Source organism: Mesorhizobium sp., from assembly GCF_004962925.1.
GTDB lineage: Bacteria > Pseudomonadota > Alphaproteobacteria > Rhizobiales > Rhizobiaceae > Mesorhizobium.
Map to the genome: position 1 here is coordinate 1 of NZ_SUEO01000121.1, position 17,749 is coordinate 17,749.

At 61.9% G+C, this 17,749-nt stretch carries 17 protein-coding genes; 9 read left to right on the forward strand and 8 right to left on the reverse strand.

Annotated features, from left to right (window positions below):
* The 3 genes from E5W87_RS21905 to E5W87_RS21915 form a co-directional block, all read right to left on the reverse strand.
* Positions 1–484 (reverse strand): beta-ketoacyl synthase N-terminal-like domain-containing protein (locus E5W87_RS21905; RefSeq protein WP_292402119.1); only part of this gene is annotated, 484 nt, incomplete at its 3' end.
* Between the two features lie 16 nt (positions 485–500).
* Positions 501–1,691: a beta-ketoacyl-ACP synthase gene (locus E5W87_RS21910; RefSeq protein ID WP_292402123.1), complete on the reverse strand. Its 1,191-nt coding sequence runs from the start codon at positions 1,689–1,691 to the stop codon at positions 501–503.
* A gap of 38 nt (positions 1,692–1,729) precedes the next feature.
* Positions 1,730–2,011 carry an acyl carrier protein gene (locus E5W87_RS21915; protein ID WP_095486660.1) on the reverse strand — a complete coding sequence of 94 codons (282 nt, stop codon included), beginning with the start codon at positions 2,009–2,011 and terminating at the stop codon, positions 1,730–1,732.
* 447 nt (positions 2,012–2,458) lie between these two features.
* On the opposite strand from E5W87_RS21915, the gene E5W87_RS21920 reads away from it, so the two are divergent.
* Complete coding sequence (locus E5W87_RS21920) at positions 2,459–3,109, forward strand: glutathione S-transferase family protein (protein ID WP_292402125.1); 651 nt, start codon at positions 2,459–2,461, stop codon at positions 3,107–3,109.
* A 151-nt stretch (positions 3,110–3,260) separates the two neighbouring features.
* On the opposite strand, the gene E5W87_RS21925 is transcribed toward E5W87_RS21920, so the two are convergent.
* A complete protein-coding gene (locus E5W87_RS21925) occupies positions 3,261–3,809 on the reverse strand; it encodes a histidine phosphatase family protein (RefSeq protein WP_292402128.1) in 549 nt (182 codons plus the stop codon).
* A 167-nt stretch (positions 3,810–3,976) separates the two neighbouring features.
* Between E5W87_RS21925 and E5W87_RS21930 the strand changes: the two genes are divergently transcribed.
* The 3 genes from E5W87_RS21930 (at position 3,977) to E5W87_RS21940 (ending at position 7,697) form a co-directional block, all read left to right on the forward strand.
* Entirely contained in the window at positions 3,977–4,924 is a 948-nt protein-coding gene (locus E5W87_RS21930) for an AEC family transporter (protein ID WP_292402131.1), read from the forward strand.
* A 204-nt stretch (positions 4,925–5,128) separates the two neighbouring features.
* Positions 5,129–6,586, forward strand: a complete 1,458-nt coding sequence (locus E5W87_RS21935; protein ID WP_292402134.1) for an NAD-dependent succinate-semialdehyde dehydrogenase — start codon at positions 5,129–5,131, stop codon at positions 6,584–6,586.
* An 85-nt stretch (positions 6,587–6,671) separates the two neighbouring features.
* A complete protein-coding gene (locus tag E5W87_RS21940; protein ID WP_292402137.1) occupies positions 6,672–7,697 on the forward strand; it encodes an aldose epimerase family protein in 1,026 nt (341 codons plus the stop codon).
* Between the two features lie 209 nt (positions 7,698–7,906).
* Here E5W87_RS21940 and E5W87_RS21945 read toward each other — a convergent pair whose 3' ends face one another.
* The gene (locus E5W87_RS21945; protein WP_292402140.1) at positions 7,907–8,662 is read right to left on the reverse strand and encodes an SDR family oxidoreductase; all 756 of its coding nucleotides are present in this window, start codon (positions 8,660–8,662) and stop codon (positions 7,907–7,909) included.
* A gap of 143 nt (positions 8,663–8,805) precedes the next feature.
* Between E5W87_RS21945 and E5W87_RS21950 the strand changes: the two genes are divergently transcribed.
* Positions 8,806–9,696: an AraC family transcriptional regulator gene (locus E5W87_RS21950; RefSeq protein ID WP_292402144.1), complete on the forward strand. Its 891-nt coding sequence runs from the start codon at positions 8,806–8,808 to the stop codon at positions 9,694–9,696.
* A gap of 277 nt (positions 9,697–9,973) precedes the next feature.
* Positions 9,974–10,762, forward strand: a complete 789-nt coding sequence (locus tag E5W87_RS21955) for a thioredoxin family protein (RefSeq protein WP_292402147.1) — start codon at positions 9,974–9,976, stop codon at positions 10,760–10,762.
* Between the two features lie 166 nt (positions 10,763–10,928).
* Here E5W87_RS21955 and E5W87_RS21960 read toward each other — a convergent pair whose 3' ends face one another.
* Positions 10,929–12,950: a GGDEF and EAL domain-containing protein gene (locus tag E5W87_RS21960; protein ID WP_292402166.1), complete on the reverse strand. Its 2,022-nt coding sequence runs from the start codon at positions 12,948–12,950 to the stop codon at positions 10,929–10,931.
* A gap of 270 nt (positions 12,951–13,220) precedes the next feature.
* On the opposite strand from E5W87_RS21960, the gene E5W87_RS21965 reads away from it, so the two are divergent.
* Positions 13,221–14,267 carry a class I SAM-dependent methyltransferase gene (locus tag E5W87_RS21965; protein ID WP_292402150.1) on the forward strand — a complete coding sequence of 349 codons (1,047 nt, stop codon included), beginning with the start codon at positions 13,221–13,223 and terminating at the stop codon, positions 14,265–14,267.
* Positions 14,268–14,330: 63 nt separating this feature from the next.
* On the opposite strand, the gene E5W87_RS21970 is transcribed toward E5W87_RS21965, so the two are convergent.
* On the reverse strand, positions 14,331–15,251 hold the full coding sequence (locus tag E5W87_RS21970; protein WP_292402154.1) for a sugar kinase: 921 nt from the start codon (positions 15,249–15,251) through the stop codon (positions 14,331–14,333).
* Positions 15,252–15,404: 153 nt separating this feature from the next.
* Here E5W87_RS21970 and E5W87_RS21975 point away from each other — a divergent pair, with 153 nt between their 5' ends.
* Both E5W87_RS21975 and E5W87_RS21980 read left to right on the forward strand, forming a co-directional pair.
* Positions 15,405–15,854 carry a FixH family protein gene (locus E5W87_RS21975; protein ID WP_292402168.1) on the forward strand — a complete coding sequence of 150 codons (450 nt, stop codon included), beginning with the start codon at positions 15,405–15,407 and terminating at the stop codon, positions 15,852–15,854.
* A gap of 13 nt (positions 15,855–15,867) precedes the next feature.
* Positions 15,868–17,067 carry a cytochrome c peroxidase gene (locus E5W87_RS21980; RefSeq protein WP_292402157.1) on the forward strand — a complete coding sequence of 400 codons (1,200 nt, stop codon included), beginning with the start codon at positions 15,868–15,870 and terminating at the stop codon, positions 17,065–17,067.
* A gap of 63 nt (positions 17,068–17,130) precedes the next feature.
* Here E5W87_RS21980 and E5W87_RS21985 read toward each other — a convergent pair whose 3' ends face one another.
* Complete coding sequence (locus E5W87_RS21985) at positions 17,131–17,583, reverse strand: Lrp/AsnC ligand binding domain-containing protein (protein WP_292402163.1); 453 nt, start codon at positions 17,581–17,583, stop codon at positions 17,131–17,133.
* Positions 17,584–17,749 lie beyond the last annotated feature (166 nt).

Sequence of the window (17,749 nt, forward strand, 5' to 3'; positions counted from 1 at the left end):
TCCCAAAACGGTCGGCGAGCCGGTCGGCGATCGAACCGAACTGGGTGGTCTCGAAAACATCGAGTTCCTTCAAGCCGCGCGCCACCCGAAGCAGCCGTTCGGCGCCAATGTCGTCCTTGTCGGAATTGTAGAGCGAAAAGCGTTCGCTCCAGTCGAGTTCGACCGGCGGCGAGGCGAGGAAAAGCGGCCCGCCGAAATCGCCCGAATTAAGGCCAGCTTCGGCCACGGCTTCCTGCGCGGCGATCTCAGCGAGGTCGTAGGTAAGAAGGCTGGCGCCCTTGGAACTCGACGGCAGGAAATCGACCATGCCGGAGATGCGGGTGTTCAGATGGTCGACCGGAAAGCGGGTGATCGGATGAATGCCGGACTTGCCCGCGGTGAGCGCTGCCCAATTGTCGGCTTTGCCGACGCCCAGCGACGTCACTACGCCGATACCGGTGACGGCGACGATCGGCCTGCCCATGTGGTCGTTCAGATTGGCCATGACTTGTCCTGGACCTTTAATCGGCGGCGTTGACCAACGCCATGCCCTCGAATTGGTGATAGCCGATCGCCGTTGCAAGGACGGTCCTGGGAACGCCGTTGAACGGCTTCTCGGTGGCGGCGTCAAAAGCCGGGTAGGCGGCCTTGCGCTCGACAGCCAGTGCCGCCAGCGCCACGGCGAAGGGAAACTGCGCTTCCTTCATGTGACCGGTCAGCGTCGAAAAGCCGCGTGCGGCAATCGCCGGATTGGCGCCGAACACCGATTTCTCGGCGGCAGTAGCGGCATGGGCACCCGAAGCGCCTGAAATCGTCAGCAACTCGCCGTTCGGCAATGCAGCCTGCCTGAGCAGCGCGGTAATCTCGCTATCGAGCTCACCCTGTCGGCGTTTGGCGCGGCCGGATACCACCGGGCCGAGTTCGGCATAGATCTTTCGCCCGCGGCTGATCGCGTGCTCGCGCTGTTCCAGGACGAGAAACGCGCCGCCGGATCCAGTCACCACGCCACCGCCTTCGGCGCCTTGCCTCTGCCAGACCGGTCTCCAAGGGCCGCGATGCAAGTAGCCGGCCAGTTCATAGCCAAGCAGCATGTCGGAGTGTTCGGTCTGGAAGGCGCCGCCGACCAGTATATGCGTCGACTGGCCGGAGCGGATACGCGCGGCGGCAGTCTCGACGGCGGCGACGCCGGCACCTTCCTCGCCCATGAAGGTGCGCGACGATCCCGTCACCTTGTGGACGATCGAGATGTTGCCGGCGAGCAGGTTGGAAAGCTGCGCCAGAAACAGTGTCGGCCGCAATTCGGTGGTCAGTTTCTCGTTGAGCAGCACGTCGCGGTCGTTGCGGCTTTCGGAAGTGGCGAGAATATCGGCGTCGACCGCCTCGTCGCGCTCGCCGCCGCCGGCAGCCACCACCATGTCCATGGTCGTGCAGAGTTCGTCATTGCCCTTGATGCCGGCGTCGTCCAGCGCCATGCCGGCGGCGTAGGTGCCGAGCCTCTGCCAGGTTTCCATCTGCCGCTGGTCGCCGCGCTTGGCGATCTGCAGGTTCCAGTCGATCTCCGGCAGCGGGTGAACGGTGTAGGGCGAGAAGCGCGCGGCTTCGAGCACGGGTTCCAGGCCCGGCTGCGCGAGTTTGCGCCAATGCGCATCCGGACCTTCTCCCAGCGAAGAGACAAGGCCGATGCCTGATATGACGACGTGGTGGGGGCTCATGGGCGGCTGTTGTGGGTCAAGCTTGAAGACGGACTATGTCAGGCGTTCTTGGCCGCGACCAGCGCGTCGATCTTGGCGCACAGGTTCTTCATGACGAAGTAATCGTCGGTCGAGGCCTTGCCGTCATTGACCTCTTGCGTCCACTTTTCCAGCGGCACCTTGATGCCGAATTCCTTGTCGATGGCAAAGACGATGTCGAGGAAGTCGAGGCTGTCGATGCCGAGGTCGTCGATGGTGTGGCTTTCAGGGGTGATCGTGTCGATATCGATCTCACTGGTGTCGGCGATGATCTTGGCGACTTTGGCGAACGTGGTGGACAAGGGCTTTTCCTTCGGTTGCGGGCGGAATCTGTCCGCATGTGGTTGCGCGCTGTCTAATCGGTTTTTCCGGGCAGGAAAAGGGCCTGATACGCCGGGCGCAGATGGGATGGCTGTTCCGCCAGGGCAAGAGGGGTCGCCAGCACCCTCCCGGCGATATGCCGCAACCATCCGATCGGATTGTCGTCGGCGCCGTCGTTCCAGCCCAGCGTACATGCCGTGGAACAGCCTCGGCCACAATAAACCGCGCTCAAAGGCCTAGGGAGTGCGCAGAAGATTCGGACCGCGAAATCCCGTGGCCAACGAAAACGAGGTAAGTTGTCGGGAGCCGCGCCGGTCGTTCGTCCTCTGCACGCAAAGCGCAAGAACCGAATACCTAACCGTGAGAAAGATCGTTGTAATCACGCACATCACTGTCGACAGCCTCATGCAATCACCCGGAGCCTTCCAATGACCCCTATTATCACAGCCTTTGAACGGTCGCCGGACCGCGGCAGGGGACAGGCACGTGACATGCGTGTTCGTTGGGCGCTCGAAGAAGTGGGCCAACCTTACGATGTTCGTCTTGTTTCGTTCAGCGAGATGAAGGAACCCGCGCATCGTGCGCTTCATCCTTTCGGGCAGATTCCGACCTATGAAGAAGGCGATCTCGCCCTATTCGAGTCGGGGGCGATCGTATTCCATATCGCGGAGCGCCATGGTGGCTTGCTGCCAGATGATGCGAATGCCCGGGCGCGCGCGATCGCATGGATGTTTGCCGCGGTTAGCACGCTGGAGCCGCCGATCCTTGAACGGGAAACAGCCGTGCTGCTGGAGCGCGACGAGACCTGGCACGAAAAGCGTCTGCCCAGGGTTGAGGATCGCATCCGTAAGCGGCTAGCCGATCTTTCCGCTCACCTGGGCGATGCCGACTGGCTCGATGGTGCGTTCAGCGCCGGCGACCTCATGATGGTGGGGGTCCTGCGCAGGTTGAACGGATCGGGGATACTGGACGAATATCCGAACCTCTCCGCCTATTTAGCCCGCGGCGAAGCGCGGCCGGCCTTCAAGCGTGCTTTCGATGCTCAATTGGCGGTTTTCACCGCAGCATCGACCGGCTGATGAGGTCGCTCTGGTCATTTGAGCCCATCGGCGCGAATGTGCAGCTTTATGCGGTAGACGTGTGTGAGAAGGATCGGAACCGGTATTCCGCTTAGTGTTCCAGCGCTAGATTTTCACGACTAGCGAACGCTTCAACCGGCTCCAGCGCAGATTAGAAGGTGACGCGGCCGAGTACGCGCAGGCCGTCGCCTTGCGGCTCGACGATGACGGCTTCGCCTTCGCGCGGCGAGATGCCGGTGAGGGCCATTATGTTTTCCAGATGGGTGACCATGACCACATTGTCGGAGCCGGAATAACCGCGGATCTCGTTCATGATCGCTGTGAGCTGGGCGGCTTTCTCGCTCGCGTCGGTCTTCAGCAGGTCAAGCGCGGCGAACGGCTCGGGCTCTGCTTCGAAAGCGATGCGGGCGGTGTCGCGGCAGCGGCAATAGCGGCTGGACTGCACACGTTCGATTGGTGCCGCGCGGGCGCCGAACAGCGCGCCGATCTTGCGCGCCTGCTGTTTGCCTCGCGTCGAGAGATTGACCTGGGACGCGCATTTCTCGATGTCGAAATTCGCCGGATCGGTGGTGCCGGTGACCATGGCATGGCGAAGCAGCACCACATGTCCGCCGTCGCGCAACAGCGCCCAGCCGGCTTCAGTCGCATGGGCCGTGGCGGGAACGACGAGCAGCAATAGAGCCAGCACAAATCGAAGCATCAGACGTCCTTTTCCGGTCACCGGAGGTGGGTTCCGGTGACCGCATATAGGGACGGCAAAGCCGGCTGAAAGACAAGGCACGACCAATCCCGGCTGTTTGCGAGCACAGAACGCTTCGGAAGGTGGGGCGATTGCACTGCGATCGCGGCTCGCCTATCAGGAGAAAAATGTCTCCACTCATCGAAACCGTCCTTTTTGTCTTCGGTCTTGTTGCGCTTGGCTATCTCGCCGGGCTCACCGGCTATTTGAAGGCCGAGGCGGGCGAGGCCATTGCCGAATTCGCCGTCGGGGTGGCGATGCCGCTGCTTCTGTTCCGCACCATGGTCAACGCCGATTTCCATGGCGCCGCGCCCTGGTCGTTCTGGGGAGCCTATTTTGCGGCGGCGGCAATCACATGGGCCGCAGGCCATCTGGTCACCACCCGGATGTTCGGGCGCGATGCGCGTGCGGGTGTCGTTGGCGGCGTGTCGTCGGCTTTTTCCAATCTCGTCCTGCTCGGCATCCCGTTCGTCCTCGGCACATTCGGGCCAAGTGGATTCGAAGTGCTGTCGCTGCTGATTTCCGTGCATCTGCCGACGATGATCATGGCGTCGATCATCCTGTTTGAAATCTTTGGTCGCGGTGACGAGCATGTGCATCCGCTGCGCATCATCCGGCGCTTCTTTCGAAAGATGCTCTCCAATCCGCTGATCATCGGCATCCTGGCCGGATGGGTATGGCGTATCACCGACCTGCCACTGCCGGCGCTGGCCGTCCGGCTGGTCGACGCGTTGGCCAACATCGCCGGACCGGTCGCGTTGTTTGCCATGGGGCTTGGCCTGTGCCGTTTCGGCATCTCCGGCAACGTGCGGCCGGCGCTGGCGCTGTCGGCGCTGAAGCTGTTGCTGATGCCGGCCGTTGCACTCGGCCTGGTCTGGCTGTTTGGGCTGCCGCCGCTGTCGGCGAAGGTGGCGGTCGTGGCGGCCGCGCTGCCATCCGGGGTCAATTCCTACCTGATTGCGACGCAGTTCAACACCGGCCAGGCGTTGGCATCGAACCAGATGACCATCGCCACCGCCTGTGCGGTCGTCACCACGGCGTTCTGGCTTACGGTGGTTGTCCAGGTGTTTGGATAGCAACCGTGTTTGGATAGCAATTTGGGCGCAAGTCGGCCTCGCCTTGCGCTGGCCCAAACCCTATATGCCATCTTGCGATTGATTGCGGGGCTTGCCCTAGGTAAAGAGCAGTGGCTCCAGGCGTGCCGGCATCGATGCCATTGCGCACGCCCACCAAAGAAATCCAGATACCGGCCCGTCAGCGCGCCGAACGGAGGCTAGACCATGCTTCAGAAAACCAGCCATTTCATGCGCCAGGCCAATCTCATCAATGGCGAGTGGGTGCAGGCCGATAGCGGCCAGACGGTCGACGTCAACAATCCGGCCACCGGCCTCAAGATCGGCACCGTGCCGAGGTCGGGCAAGGCCGAGACGCGCCGCGCCATCGAAGCTGCCGACGCCGCCTTCAAGACGTGGCGCAAGACCACCGCGCTCGAGCGTTCGAAGCTGTTGCGCAAGCTGCATGACGCGATGATGGACAATCAGGATGTGCTGGCCGAGCTGCTGACCATCGAGCAGGGCAAGTCGCTGTTCGAATCGAAGGGCGAGATCGGTTCGGCCGCATCCTACATCCTGTGGTTCGCCGAAGAAGGCCGCCGCACCTATGGCGACGTCGTGCCGTCGCCCTGGGCGGACCGCCGCATCCTGGTGACCAAGGAGCCGGTCGGCGTCATCGCCGCCATCACGCCGTGGAATTTCCCGTCCTCGATGCTGGCCCGCAAACTCGGCCCGGCACTTGCCGCCGGCTGCACCGCGGTCGTCAAGCCGGCCTCGCAGACGCCTTATTCCGGCCTCGCCTGGGGCGCGCTCGCCGAGGAAGTCGGCTTCCCCAAGGGCGTCATCAACATCCTGACCGGCGCCGCCGGCGAGATCGGCGACGAAATCTGCGCCAACCCGCTGGTCAAGAAGATCACCTTCACCGGCTCGACCGAAGTCGGCAAGATCCTGATCCAGAAATCGTCCGTCACCGTCAAGAAGGTGTCGATGGAGCTCGGCGGCAACGCACCGTTCCTCGTCTTCGATGACGCCGACATCGAGCGTGCCGTCGCCGGCGCGATCACCGCCAAATACCGCAATTCCGGCCAGACCTGCGTCTGCACCAACCGCTTCCTGGTTCAGGCTGGTGTCTACGACACGTTCGTCGAAAAGCTCGCTGCTGCCAGCAACGGGCTGAAGGTCGGTTCCGGCCTCGAGGACGGCGTGCAGCAGGGGCCGCTGATCGACGAGAAGGCGGTCGAAAAGGTCGAGGAACTGATCGCCGATGCCACCGCCAAGGGCGGCAAGGTCGTCGCCGGCGGCAAGCGCCATGCGCTCGGTGGTTCCTTCTTCCAGCCGACGGTGATCGCCGATGCGACGCCGAAGATGCGCTTCATGAAGGAAGAGATCTTTGGCCCGGTGGCACCCGTGTTCAAGTTCGAAACCGAAGAAGAGGCGATCGCACTCGCCAACGACACCGAATTCGGGCTCGCCTGCTATTTCTACACCGGCGATCTCGGTCGCGCCTTCCGGGTCATGGAGGGGCTGAAATATGGCATGGTCGGGGTCAATGAAGGCCTCATCACCACGCCTGAGGCGCCGTTCGGCGGTGTCAAGGAATCGGGCCTCGGCAAGGAAGGCGGACATCAGGGCATCGAGGACTATCTCGACACCAAATATGTCTGCATCGGCGGTCTCGGCCTCTGATTGGGCAGGGTCCGTTGACCATCAATGGACCCGAGCCGGCCCGAGAGGCCAGGCGGGGATCGATCAACCAACTGGCGTTTCGGGCATGGCGATGAAGGACGGCGAGGTCTTCGGCACGACGCAGACGGGCGAGGCCGTCCGCCGCTTCACCATCCGCGGCGGCGGCCTAACCGCCAACATCATCGGGCTTGGCGCCATCATCCAGGATCTGCGCCTTGCCGGGCATGATGCGCCGCTGGTGCTCGGCTACGACAGTTTCGAGCCCTACGAGACAGATACGGCCTTCTTCGGTGCCGTCGTCGGACGCTATGCCAACCGCATCCGCGACGGCCGCTTCACCATTGCCGGCCAGCGCTACCAGACCGAGCGCAACTTCCTCGACAAGCACACGCTGCATGGCGGCTCGCAAGGTTTTTCCCACCGGCCATGGGAGGTTTCTCTGCATGGCAGGGATTTTGTCACGCTGACGCTGCATGATCCCGACGGCACGATGGGCTTTCCCGGCGCGCTCGACGTGACCTGCACCTACCGGCTGAAAATTCCCGGCACGCTCAGCGTCGAGATGACCGCCACCTGCGAGGAGCCGACGCTGTGCAACCTCACCCAGCACTCCTATTTCAACCTAGATGACGGCGGCGCCGGCGACATCCTCGACCACCGGCTGATGCTGAACGCCGGCGCCTATCTCCCCGTCGATGGCGATCTGATCCCGACCGGCGTCGTGAAGCCGGTCGACGACACGCCCTTCGATTTCCGCCAGGCGCGGCCGCTGCGCATGGAGAGTGAGGGCGAGCAGCTTGCCTACGATCAGAATTTCTGCCTCGCCTCGACGCGCGGGCCGCTAAGGCAGGCGTCATGGGCGCAGGGCGCGAATTCCGGCGTCGAGATGGAGCTCTGGACCACCGAGCCGGGCGTCCAGCTCTATACCGGCCAGTATCTGGCGCCACCTTCGCCGGGGATCGGAGGACGTCACTACAAGGCTTTTTCGGGCTTCTGCCTGGAGCCGCAGGTCTGGCCGGACGCGCCGAACCGGCCGTATTTCCCACAGGCTACGCTATGGCCGGGCCAGATCTACCATCATGTGACGGAATACCGGTTCCGGCTGCCTTAACTCGGATCCCCGGTACCGGTTTTTCAGCGCTAGATGCACGGGGGCAACGTCGCGAAAGTGTGATTTCTGGCCCATCTGCTTTTTGGGCAGATGCGCGGAAGCGGATGTTCGGCAGACAGAGACGCTTGGCCGAGACAGCAGGTCCGCTCTAAGGAACAGACGCCCCCAAAACGGACCTGAATCTGGTCAACGATGCGGTACCTACTTCGTTAGATAGCTTGGCCGCCGGACACTTCGATCCGCTGGGCATTCACCCAGCGATTATCCTCGGCTAACAAGCTGGCGATCATCGGCCCGATATCGTCCGGCATGCCAACGCGGCCGAGCGCAGTCATATCCGCGAACACCTTGTTGAGGTCGGGCATATCGCGGACAGCGCCGCCAAGGAAATCAGTTTCGATCGCACCCGGCGCCACCGTGTTGACCGCGATGCCGCGGGCGCCCAACTCCTTCGCCATGTAAACGCTGAGCACCTCGACCGCGCCCTTCACCGCGGAGTAGGCGGCAAAGCCTGGGTAGGACATCCTGGTGAGGCCCGAGGAGAGGTTTACGATACGGCCGCCGTCCGCGATCAGCGGCAGCAGCTTCTGGGTGAGGAAGAACACGCCCTTGAAATGGACATTGACCAGCCGGTCGAACTGCGCCTCCGTCGTCGCTGCCATCATTGCCATGTCGCCATGACCGGCATTGTTCACCAGATGATCGAACGTCTCGCGCTGCCATGTCTCGCGCAAGGCCGCCTGCAGGCGCTCGGTGAAAGAAGCGAAGGTGGCAACGTCGCCACTGTCGAGTTGGAGGGCGACCGCCCTGCGACCCGTTGCCTGAATCTCCGCGACGACGGCCCAAGCGTCTTCGCTCCGGCTATGGTAGGTGAGAACAACGTCACCGCCCCGGCGTGCCATGCTGAGTGCGGTGTTGCGCCCGAGCCCGCGGCTGGCGCCAGTAACGAGGGTGATCTTGGTCATGGCCTGCTCCTTTGTTGCACCACTGCTGTGGCCACGTCGATATCGGCCCGGTGGGCAGGCTATTGTTGCCGGAAGCTCGGCCGTCTTTGCCTAATCCTCCAAAATGCTTTGCGTGTCGGGCAGCAAAGGAATAGTTTCGGTCCATGACTGCGCTCCTCAATGCCGTGCGCCGCTATGCAGACACCAATGCCGACCCAGACGGCATGGCGCACACCCCGATACCGGGTCTCAACACGGTGCGGGCGACGGCGCCCAGCGATCTGGTCTACGACATCTCCCGACCGCTTGCCTGTCTGGTGGTCCAGGGGAGCAAGCACGTCACGATGGGTACTCAAGGCTTCGCCTTCTCAGCCGGAGATTCGCTGCTGATCACGGCGGACGTGCCGACGGTGAGCCAAATCACCCGCGCCAGCATCGCAGCCCCCTACTACTCGCTCGTTCTGGAACTCGACCCGGCGGTCATCGCGGAGCTGAGTGTGCAAATAGGCGCCCAGCATATGGCCGACCATGCGCCCGTGCGGGTTGACCCGACGGACGCTGAGGTCGCCGACGCGGCCCTGCGTTTGATGCGGCTGCTCGATCGCCCGGCGTCGGTCCCGGTGCTGCAGGCCCAGCTTGCGCGCGAGATGCACTATTGGCTGCTGGCCGGACGGCACGGGTCGGCGATCCGACGTCTGGGGTGGCCAGACGGTCACGTGCAGCGAGTGGCGCGCGCGGTCGCGGTGCTTCGGGCAGAGTTCGCGCGGCCTTTGCCGGTCGAGCGCCTGGCGGCTGTGGCCGGGATGAGTACGTCGTCATTCCACCAGCACTTTCGTGCAGTAACCTCGCTCTCTCCCCTGCAATTCCAGAAGCAGTTGCGCCTGATTGAGGCGAGGCGGCTGATGCTATCGGAGGGAAAGACTGCGAGCAGCGCGGCATTCGCGGTCGGCTACGAAAGCGTGTCGCAGTTCACCCGGGAATATGGTCGTCTGTTCGGCCGGACGCCCGTTCGGGATGCCAAAGAAGCGAGAGGCAGAACCTTGGCCGCCGCTTGAGGCGCCGATATCCTGGAGGCGCAAAGCAGCCATGAAGCGCGAGCGGAGGAGCACGGTCGCGCAACGCCACGCGGTTCGAGCGCAGAGGGGATCACCGCTTCGGCGAACGCGGCGCCTGTAATCGGCGATTCCATCGGAATAGCGCCACACTTGTTACTCCCACCTTTCGCTTTCCGGTGCCAATCTGGCTCACGACCACAAGCGAAGACCAGCGAATGAACCCGCGCTTCGGCCGACGAGGCGCGGGGTTTCGCCCAAATCAGGAGGTATCAAAGCCATGACTGCATCAGCCGGAAACGGACGGAAAAGCGGACAGACTGCCATGCACACACCACCGGTCGTGTCGCCGCAGGCGTGGGAGGCGGCCCTCGAGAAGCTGCTCGTGAAGGAAAAGGCCCAGACCCGCGCCCGTGATGCGCTGGCCGCCGAGCGCCGGCGGATGCCATGGATGGCCGTCGAGAAAACGTATGCGTTCGAGGGGCCCGACGGAAAGGTGAGCCTGCTCGACCTGTTCGACGGTCGGCGCCAGCTGATCGTCTACCGCGCCTTTTTCGAGCCGGGAGTGTTCGGCTGGCCCGACCATGCCTGCCGCGGCTGCTCCCTGGTGGCCGACCAGGTAGCCCATGTCGCCCACCTGAACGCCCGTGACACCACCCTCGTCTTCGTCTCGCGTGCGCCGCAGGCTGATATCGCGCGGCTGAAGGCGCGGATGGGCTGGGAGATACCGTGGTTCACCATCACCGACAGCTTCGACGCCGATTTCGGCGTGGACGAGTGGCACGGCCACAACGTGTTCATCCGCGACGGCGACCGCGTGTTCCGCACCTACTTCATCAACAATCGCGGCGACGAGCAGATGGGGAGCACCTGGAATTATCTCGACATCACGCCGCTGGGCCGGCAGGAGGCCTGGGAGGACTCGACCGAGGGCTATCCCCAGACCCCGACCTACAAATGGTGGAACTGGCACGACAGCTACGCCGCGGATCCAGCGGCCGACAAGAAATGGGCCGAGGTGTCGGCCGCGGGAGAGGCGGCGTTCCGGGAGGCCAGCACGAAGGCGTGAGCCAGGCCTGTTCCGGTGAATCGGGCGGACGGCGACGGCCGGTCTGAGGACCGCCGATCCGCCGCCCGCTCCTGAGTGAGTTCGATTGTGAGTTAATAGTCCCCGGTCTTCAGCGCGCTTCTGCGGCGACCACGGCTTGCAGTTGCTCAGGTCGCTCCGCAGTTATTCATGCGGACTTAACGACCAAAAAAGGGCGTTTGTGGGTGGCCGGTCTCGCCCGAAAACTCGCGGCGGGAGCAGGGCGGCCGACATGAAAGCCCTGGATTTCATCTATGTCGAATTCGCGTATGAAGGCCATCTGCTTGTCGGTTTCCACCCCTTCGACCAGGATTTTATGGCCACGATTTCGGACCAGGGCAATAATGTCTTGCAGCATTGCCTTGCCTCTGGGGGAGCCGCAATCATGAAGAAACGAGCGGTCAATCTTCACGGTATCGAAATCGATTAGACGAAGCCATGAGAGGCCCGCGAAGCCCGTCCCGAAATCATCGAGCCATATCCTGATCCCTAGGAGCTTTAGGTCGCTGATGCAGCGGAGAATGTCGGAGTGCATCTCCATCTCCAGCCCTTCGGTGATTTCGAAGGCCAGCCTGCTGCCGGCTACGCCGGTCTCGCTCAAAATGGTCGCAACAGAGGTTGCGAAGCCGGGCGTCTTGAGCTGAATTGGAGAGACGTTGACGCTGACGACACGGACGTGATCGTCCGCCAAAAGCTCAGTGCACACTGTCCTTATTGCCCAGCGCCCGAGCGCCAGAACCGCGCCAGTTCGTTCCGCGACGGGAATGAAGAGGCTCGGCGGAACCGATGTGCCATCCAGCATTTTGAGGCGCATCAGAGCCTCGACGGCTTCAACGCGGCCCGACGCTACATTTTGGATAGGCTGATAGACGAGTGAAACGAGATCCTGGCCGATCGCGATCTTCAGCAAAGCCGCAATGTTCTCGCTCTCGTCGCTGCTCTGGGGATCGTTTGGATCGAACAGCCAAGTACAATTTCGACCGCCTGCTTTTGCCAGATAGAGCGCGCGATCGGCCTCGTGGATGATTTTTTCCAGCTTGGCGCCAGTCTGCACCCTGGTGAATGCAGCGCCAACGCTCACCGTTACAACCGAGGTACCGTCCCTCCGGTGCTCGTGGGGAAGCGCGAGGTTCTCCACCGTGCTTCGAATGGCTTCCACAATATCTGCGACCTGTTCTCTTTTCTCCATGCGCGCCAGGACAATGAATTCTTCACCGCCGTAGCGGCCGATTGAGCCATTGTGCTGCTTAATCATATCGGCAAGGGCATTGGCGACAAGAATCAGGCAGCGGTCACCTTCTTGATGTCCGTAAAAGTCATTGAACCTTTTGAAGAAGTCCACATCGATGAGGATCGCCACAAAACTGCTGCCAGACCTCTGCCAGTCGCTCCAGTAGTCCCGCAGTTTCTCGTCAATCGCACGCCGATTCTCCAGACCTGTAAGCGGATCGGTTCTCGACAGATTCAACAGCGCCTGTCCGCGCTCGGTGGCTTCCTTGTGCTGGATTTTGGCTTCGAGGGCATTCAGGAAGACGTTGTAGCGCTCCTCGTTCAGCTTCCAGTTTACGTAAGATGTAAATGTGAAGCACGATATATAGAAGGTTCCAAATACCATTTTGTAGATTAACGTGGATGGCACAAAATAGTTTACAATATACAGTATTACTAATATTATAGCAGAAGTTACAATGGACACGTTGAATTTAAATGTGAAAAATAGATTGGCGCTCATCATGAAGATGGTGCCGAAAACCATATAATAGGAGACGCTTTCCTTGTCGGCGCCCATAACCGCTGGGCACAGCCAGCCAACATAGCCAAAGATGATGGCTCCGGCGCAAGTCACGTCAATCCATTCCGTCGCGACTCCACGGCGAAGTTGTGCTTCCAAGATCAAGAGCGCAGTCACTCCGACCGTGAAGCGTGCCGTGATCGTATAGATTGCCACATCCGGAATCAGCAGCAGATCCGTTGCCGAAAACAGCAGATAGATGGCAACGGCGATCCAAAGCCCCGGCCTGGAATCCATTCTTCGCGTCGCTTGGGATTCCTTTCGGTAGAGCTTGCGGAGCTCGTCGGACCGCGGCTCGTAGCGCGGTTCGAACGGTTCCGCATCGGCTATATCGGCCAATGCGGTCGACGCGCTGTCGCTCGTCACCACAAACCCCATTTGAACCGGGCTTTGTATTCCGAACTCATTTCTAGATTCTGCCCCCACGCCGGCCGACTCCTCAGGCGACAGCGATTGCGGCGCCTCGCAACAATATGCAGCCGCGCAAATAGGTTTTCGTTAACTCGTATCGGGAATCCGGCCCGCAACGCGTCCAAACAACTAGGATGGTTGGCGGGAAATTAACGACGCCGCTAAAATGCCGGGGATGTGCCTTGGCAAAGATAAAATTTTACGCAATATCTAGATAATATCTAACTAATTGTAATTATGGAGTCTGCGGTGGCAACCATCCTTGATGGCAAAAGTCTGATTACTGCCGAGATGATCGCCGCCAGTCTCCCTCGAAGAAAGCTCGAGCCTCACAGCGAAGCGTTCGAAACCGCCCGCGTAGAGCTTGCGCTCATTCTCCACACCACACACCAGCAAGTCGAGCAACAAAAGGATCCCGCGGAGATCATTCGTCGGCTGATGTCGTACCTCGACGCAACCCGTTCCAAGGTTCATCCGGACGTTTGGCAAGCATTGATACCGGTAGTGCAGAACCACCCGATCTTGGAGTACTTTCTCGAGGATCCGCTCACGCGGTGGTCCCATGACAAGCCCAGAGGTTATTCCGGCGACGCGCAGTTGCTCGACTACATCTATTGTGATCCGCACGTGGCCGAGAGCGTGGCAAACGCTTCGGAGATCGGCAAGGCACTCTATAGCCATACCAAGGATGTACCGTCGTGCATCGCCGCACGGGAACGGCGCGATCTTTTAACCCGGTATGTCGATGAGATTGCGACCAAGAATGGACCGCAAGCCGAGGTCCTGGCGATTGCCGCCGGCCATTTAAGGGAGGCCAACCGCTCAGTCGCCTTACGAGAGGGCCGTCTCAAGCGCTGGGTTGCGCTCGATCAGGATCCTCAGAGCGTTGGATTGATCACGCGCGACTTCCAGGGCACCGCGGTCGAAGCCATCGACGGCTCGGTACGAACCGTGCTCACGAGGGGCCACAAACTTGGCAAGTTTGACTTCATCTACGCCTCTGGCCTTTACGACTACCTTGCGCACAACGTCGCCGTGAAGCTCACGAAGACCTGCCTGCAGATGTTGAAGCCGAACGGGACATTCCTCTTCGCGAACTACGCAGAGGGCAACCCCGACGCCGGCTACCGGGAGACGTTCATGAACTGGGTGCTGCTGCTGCGGTCGGAAACCAATATGTGGAACATCATCAATGCCAGCGTCGACCGCAACACCGTCGAGGCGCAGGTGTTCTTTGGCGAGAACCGTAACGTCCTTTACGGCGTCATCGAAAAGCGCGGATAGCGACCGCCTTGGGCCGCAAGGTTGTCGCCCATTGGCGGCAGCCGGTCGGATTGCGTTTTGATGCTAGTCTTCGAACGCTGCCCTTAACGTCTCGAATGGTGCCAGCGCGCCTCGCACCTGGACGACAGCCGCGGCGACACGATGCGCGCGCAGCACGGCTTCGGTCGGGGCGTGGCCGGCAAGCCGGGCGGCGAGATAGGCGCCGTTGAAGGAATCGCCGGCGCCGGTCGTATCGACAGGAGCGTCGACATGCACGGCCGCAACGGGTTGCCGCGTTCCGCTTGCGGCGATCAGTGCCGGCTCCTCGCCATTCTTGACGACGACTTCGCCGACAAGCTTTCCTAACCGTTCGGCGGTTGCTTGCGGCGCCGCGTCGCCGAACAGCATCTGCTCGTCGGGAAAGGTCGGCAGCGCGATGTCGGTGACGGCGAGCGCATCGAGGATCGCGGCCTGCGCTTCCTCGCGCCGGCGCCACAACCGCGGCCGGTAGTTGGGGTCGAAGGCGACAAGCGAGCCGTCGGCGCGCGCCTTGGCCACCGCCGCCAGCAGGGTCTTGCGCGAGGCGTCATCCAGAATTGCCAAAGTGATTCCGGAAAAGTAAACAAGCGCCTGATTTTCCAAGCTTTTCGCCAATGCTGCCGCGTTGGACGCAAGCTGCCTTGCGGCGGCATCGCCGCGCCAGTAGGTGAAGGAGCGTTCGGCGCCGGTCAACGTGATCGCATAGAGGCCGGGCCGGGCGCCTGCTATGATCGGGCTGGCGCCGATGCCGATGCCGTTTTGCGCGAAGAAATCGATCTGGTTGCGCGAGAACGGGTCGTCGCCGAAGGCCGACACATAGCTTGCCGGCCGGTCGCCGCTCAGCGCATGCAGCGCCCACAGCGTGTTGAACGTGTCGCCGGCAAAGCCCATGCGCCAGTTAGGCCCCGCCTGGCCTGAAAGTTCGAGCATGCATTCACCGATCGAGGCGACGCCGTTTCCTGTCATCTATCTTCCTCCGGACGATTCCGGTGCTGTAGCTTTTTGCGGCCGGCAGCGCCATGCTTGGCGGCAGCAGATTTTGCGTCAGATGCGTTTTCTCAACTGCGCGGCGGGACGCGATCTGCCCAGCGAGACGTTATCTCTGGAAAAGGAACCGGTTTGGCATCGTTATGGCGTTATGTTTTGGCAGGTCTTGGTCTGGCTGCCTTGCTGGCTGGCATTCTTGCCGCCGTCTATCTGACCGCGCCGCAGTCGCCTCGGCTTGCAAGCTCCGAGATTGCGCGCTCGAAAAAGACGGCGAACGGGCTGTTTGTGGCCAGTTTCGAGCCGGAGCGGGGTGTTATCAGGCAAGGCGAGCTGCAATCCTGGCTGCTGATCCTCAAAACAGGTGCGGGAACCCCGGTGGAGGGCGCCGCGATCACGATTTCGGGCGGTATGCCGCAGCACAGGCATGGTCTGCCGACCAGCCCGCAGGCGACCGACTATCTGGGCGACGGGTGCTATCGCATCGACGGGGTGAAATTCACGATGAGCGGATTATGGCAATTGCATTTCGCCATTTCTGCAGCGGCCGGATCCGACACGGTCGTCTTCAATGTGCTGCTGTGAGCGCTGGAGCAAGATGAGCCGCTTTTCGCGCCTTCTCGCGCTGCTGGCGATGGCCGTGCTTGCCGGCTGCGGCAAGCCGGAGTTTTCCGATGCCGAAAAGAAGACCATCGCCTCGCTGGCACTGTCGGCGCTGTCGCCGCTGAAGACCGACACCACCAACCGCTTTGCCGACGTGCCGGCCGCCGCCGCGCTTGGCTCGACGCTGTTCTTCGACGTCGGGATGAGCGGCGACGGCAAGGTTTCCTGCTCGACCTGCCATAAGATCGACCGGCAGTTCCAGGACGACCTGCCGCAAGCGGTCGGCGTCGGCCGCACCAATCGGCGCACCATGCCGCTGGCCGGTGTCGCGCATGATCCATGGTTCTTCTGGGACGGGCGGCGCGACAGCCTTTGGGCGCAGGCGCTGGCGCCGCTGGAAAATCCGCTGGAGCAGGCCGGCAATCGCGCCGCCTACGCGCATTATATCCAGGCGCGCTTCGGCGAGCGCTATGAACGCATCTTCGGGCCGCTGCCCGACCTCTCGACTGTGCCGGCCAATGCCAGCCCGCTCGGCAGCAATGCCGAGAAAGCGGCGTGGAATGCAATGACCGATGCGCAGGCCGAGGACGTCAACCGCGTCTTCGCCAATATCGGCAAGGCGATCGCCGCCTTCGAGCGGTCGATCGCGCCGCCGCAGACGCGCTTCGACCGGTTCGCCGCCGCCTTGGCTACCGGTATACAGCCGCAAGGCGACGATGCCTTTTCGCCTGAGGAAATCCTCGGGCTGAAACTGTTCATCGGCAAGGCCAACTGCGTGACGTGCCACACCGGGCCGCGTTTCACCGACGGCAGTTTTCACAACACCGGCGTGCCGCCCGTTGCGAATTTGCCGCCGGATCGCGGCCGTATAGACGCCGTGGCGCAGGTCGAGGCCGACCCGTTCAACTGTTTCGGCGCGTTTCGCGATGGCGACGCCAGCGCCTGCGGCGAACTGCGCTTTATGGTCAAGACCGGACCGGAACTGATCCGCGCCTACAAGACGCCGTCGCTGCGCGGCGCCGCCACCCGCCCGCCTTACATGCATGCCGGGCAGTTTTCCTCGCTCGACGAGGTGGTGGCGCATTATTCGAAAGCGCCGGCAAGCGTCGAGGGTGTGTCCGAGGTCCACCCGCTGCAGCTTTCGGACCGCGAGCGCGCGGCGCTGGTGGCGTTCTTGAAGACGTTGGCGGAGTGAAGGACTCGGAATAAAGGCCACCCAGTAGCGATCCTTCGCGCCGACGTTAACGCAACAGCGCGCCTACCGATCTTTCACCGTCTCCATCGCGACGAAGGTCGAGGTCTGGGCGACGTGGGGCAGGGCGGAGATGCGCTCGCCGAGCACGCGTCGGTAGGCGGCGATATCAGTGGTGCGGACTTTTAGGAGATAGTCGAAGCTCGACGCCATCATGTGGCACTGCTCGATCTCCGGCACCGCCTGCACCGCGCGGTTGAAGGCGTCGAGCGCGGCCGAGCGGGTGTCAGACAATTTCACCTGGACAAAGGCGACATGGCCTTCGCCCATGCGCTCGCGATCGATGATCGCCTGGTAGCCCCTGATAAAGCCGTCCTTTTCCAGTCGCTTGACCCGCGCCTGCACCGGCGTCTTCGACAGGCCGACTTTTGCCGCCAGTTCCGACATGGAAAGCCGGCCATCGCTGCCCAGCGCCGACAGGATGTTCCTGTCGATGCGGTCCAATTGGTCTTCTGTCATTGAAATTCTGGTCAAATTGGCGAGGATAAGCCATAATGATAGATCAATTGGCCTGCCTTGTCGATTTCTTTGGACCGACTGAAATCGGGCTTTATGCTAGCTTTGCGCCATTCGATCCGGCGATCGCCGGCCCGCTCTCTGATGCTTGCTCTACAGGACCGTCATG

Bases quoted from the DNA above. Each gene is read 5' to 3' on its own strand.
- E5W87_RS21970 (WP_292402154.1), bottom strand. From the start codon at position 15,251: ATGACAGGAAACGGCGTCGCCTCGATCGGTGAATGCATGCTCGAACTT.
- E5W87_RS21985 (WP_292402163.1), bottom strand. From the start codon at position 17,583: ATGACAGAAGACCAATTGGACCGCATCGACAGGAACATCCTGTCGGCG.
- E5W87_RS21980 (WP_292402157.1), top strand. From the start codon at position 15,868: ATGAGCCGCTTTTCGCGCCTTCTCGCGCTGCTGGCGATGGCCGTGCTT.
- E5W87_RS21925 (WP_292402128.1), bottom strand. From the start codon at position 3,809: ATGCTTCGATTTGTGCTGGCTCTATTGCTGCTCGTCGTTCCCGCCACG.
- E5W87_RS21920 (WP_292402125.1), top strand. From the start codon at position 2,459: ATGACCCCTATTATCACAGCCTTTGAACGGTCGCCGGACCGCGGCAGG.
- E5W87_RS21940 (WP_292402137.1), top strand. From the start codon at position 6,672: ATGGCGATGAAGGACGGCGAGGTCTTCGGCACGACGCAGACGGGCGAG.
- E5W87_RS21935 (WP_292402134.1), top strand. From the start codon at position 5,129: ATGCTTCAGAAAACCAGCCATTTCATGCGCCAGGCCAATCTCATCAAT.
- E5W87_RS21950 (WP_292402144.1), top strand. From the start codon at position 8,806: ATGACTGCGCTCCTCAATGCCGTGCGCCGCTATGCAGACACCAATGCC.
- E5W87_RS21910 (WP_292402123.1), bottom strand. From the start codon at position 1,691: ATGAGCCCCCACCACGTCGTCATATCAGGCATCGGCCTTGTCTCTTCG.
- E5W87_RS21955 (WP_292402147.1), top strand. From the start codon at position 9,974: ATGACTGCATCAGCCGGAAACGGACGGAAAAGCGGACAGACTGCCATG.
- E5W87_RS21945 (WP_292402140.1), bottom strand. From the start codon at position 8,662: ATGACCAAGATCACCCTCGTTACTGGCGCCAGCCGCGGGCTCGGGCGC.
- E5W87_RS21965 (WP_292402150.1), top strand. From the start codon at position 13,221: ATGGAGTCTGCGGTGGCAACCATCCTTGATGGCAAAAGTCTGATTACT.
- E5W87_RS21930 (WP_292402131.1), top strand. From the start codon at position 3,977: ATGTCTCCACTCATCGAAACCGTCCTTTTTGTCTTCGGTCTTGTTGCG.
- E5W87_RS21960 (WP_292402166.1), bottom strand. From the start codon at position 12,950: ATGGGGTTTGTGGTGACGAGCGACAGCGCGTCGACCGCATTGGCCGAT.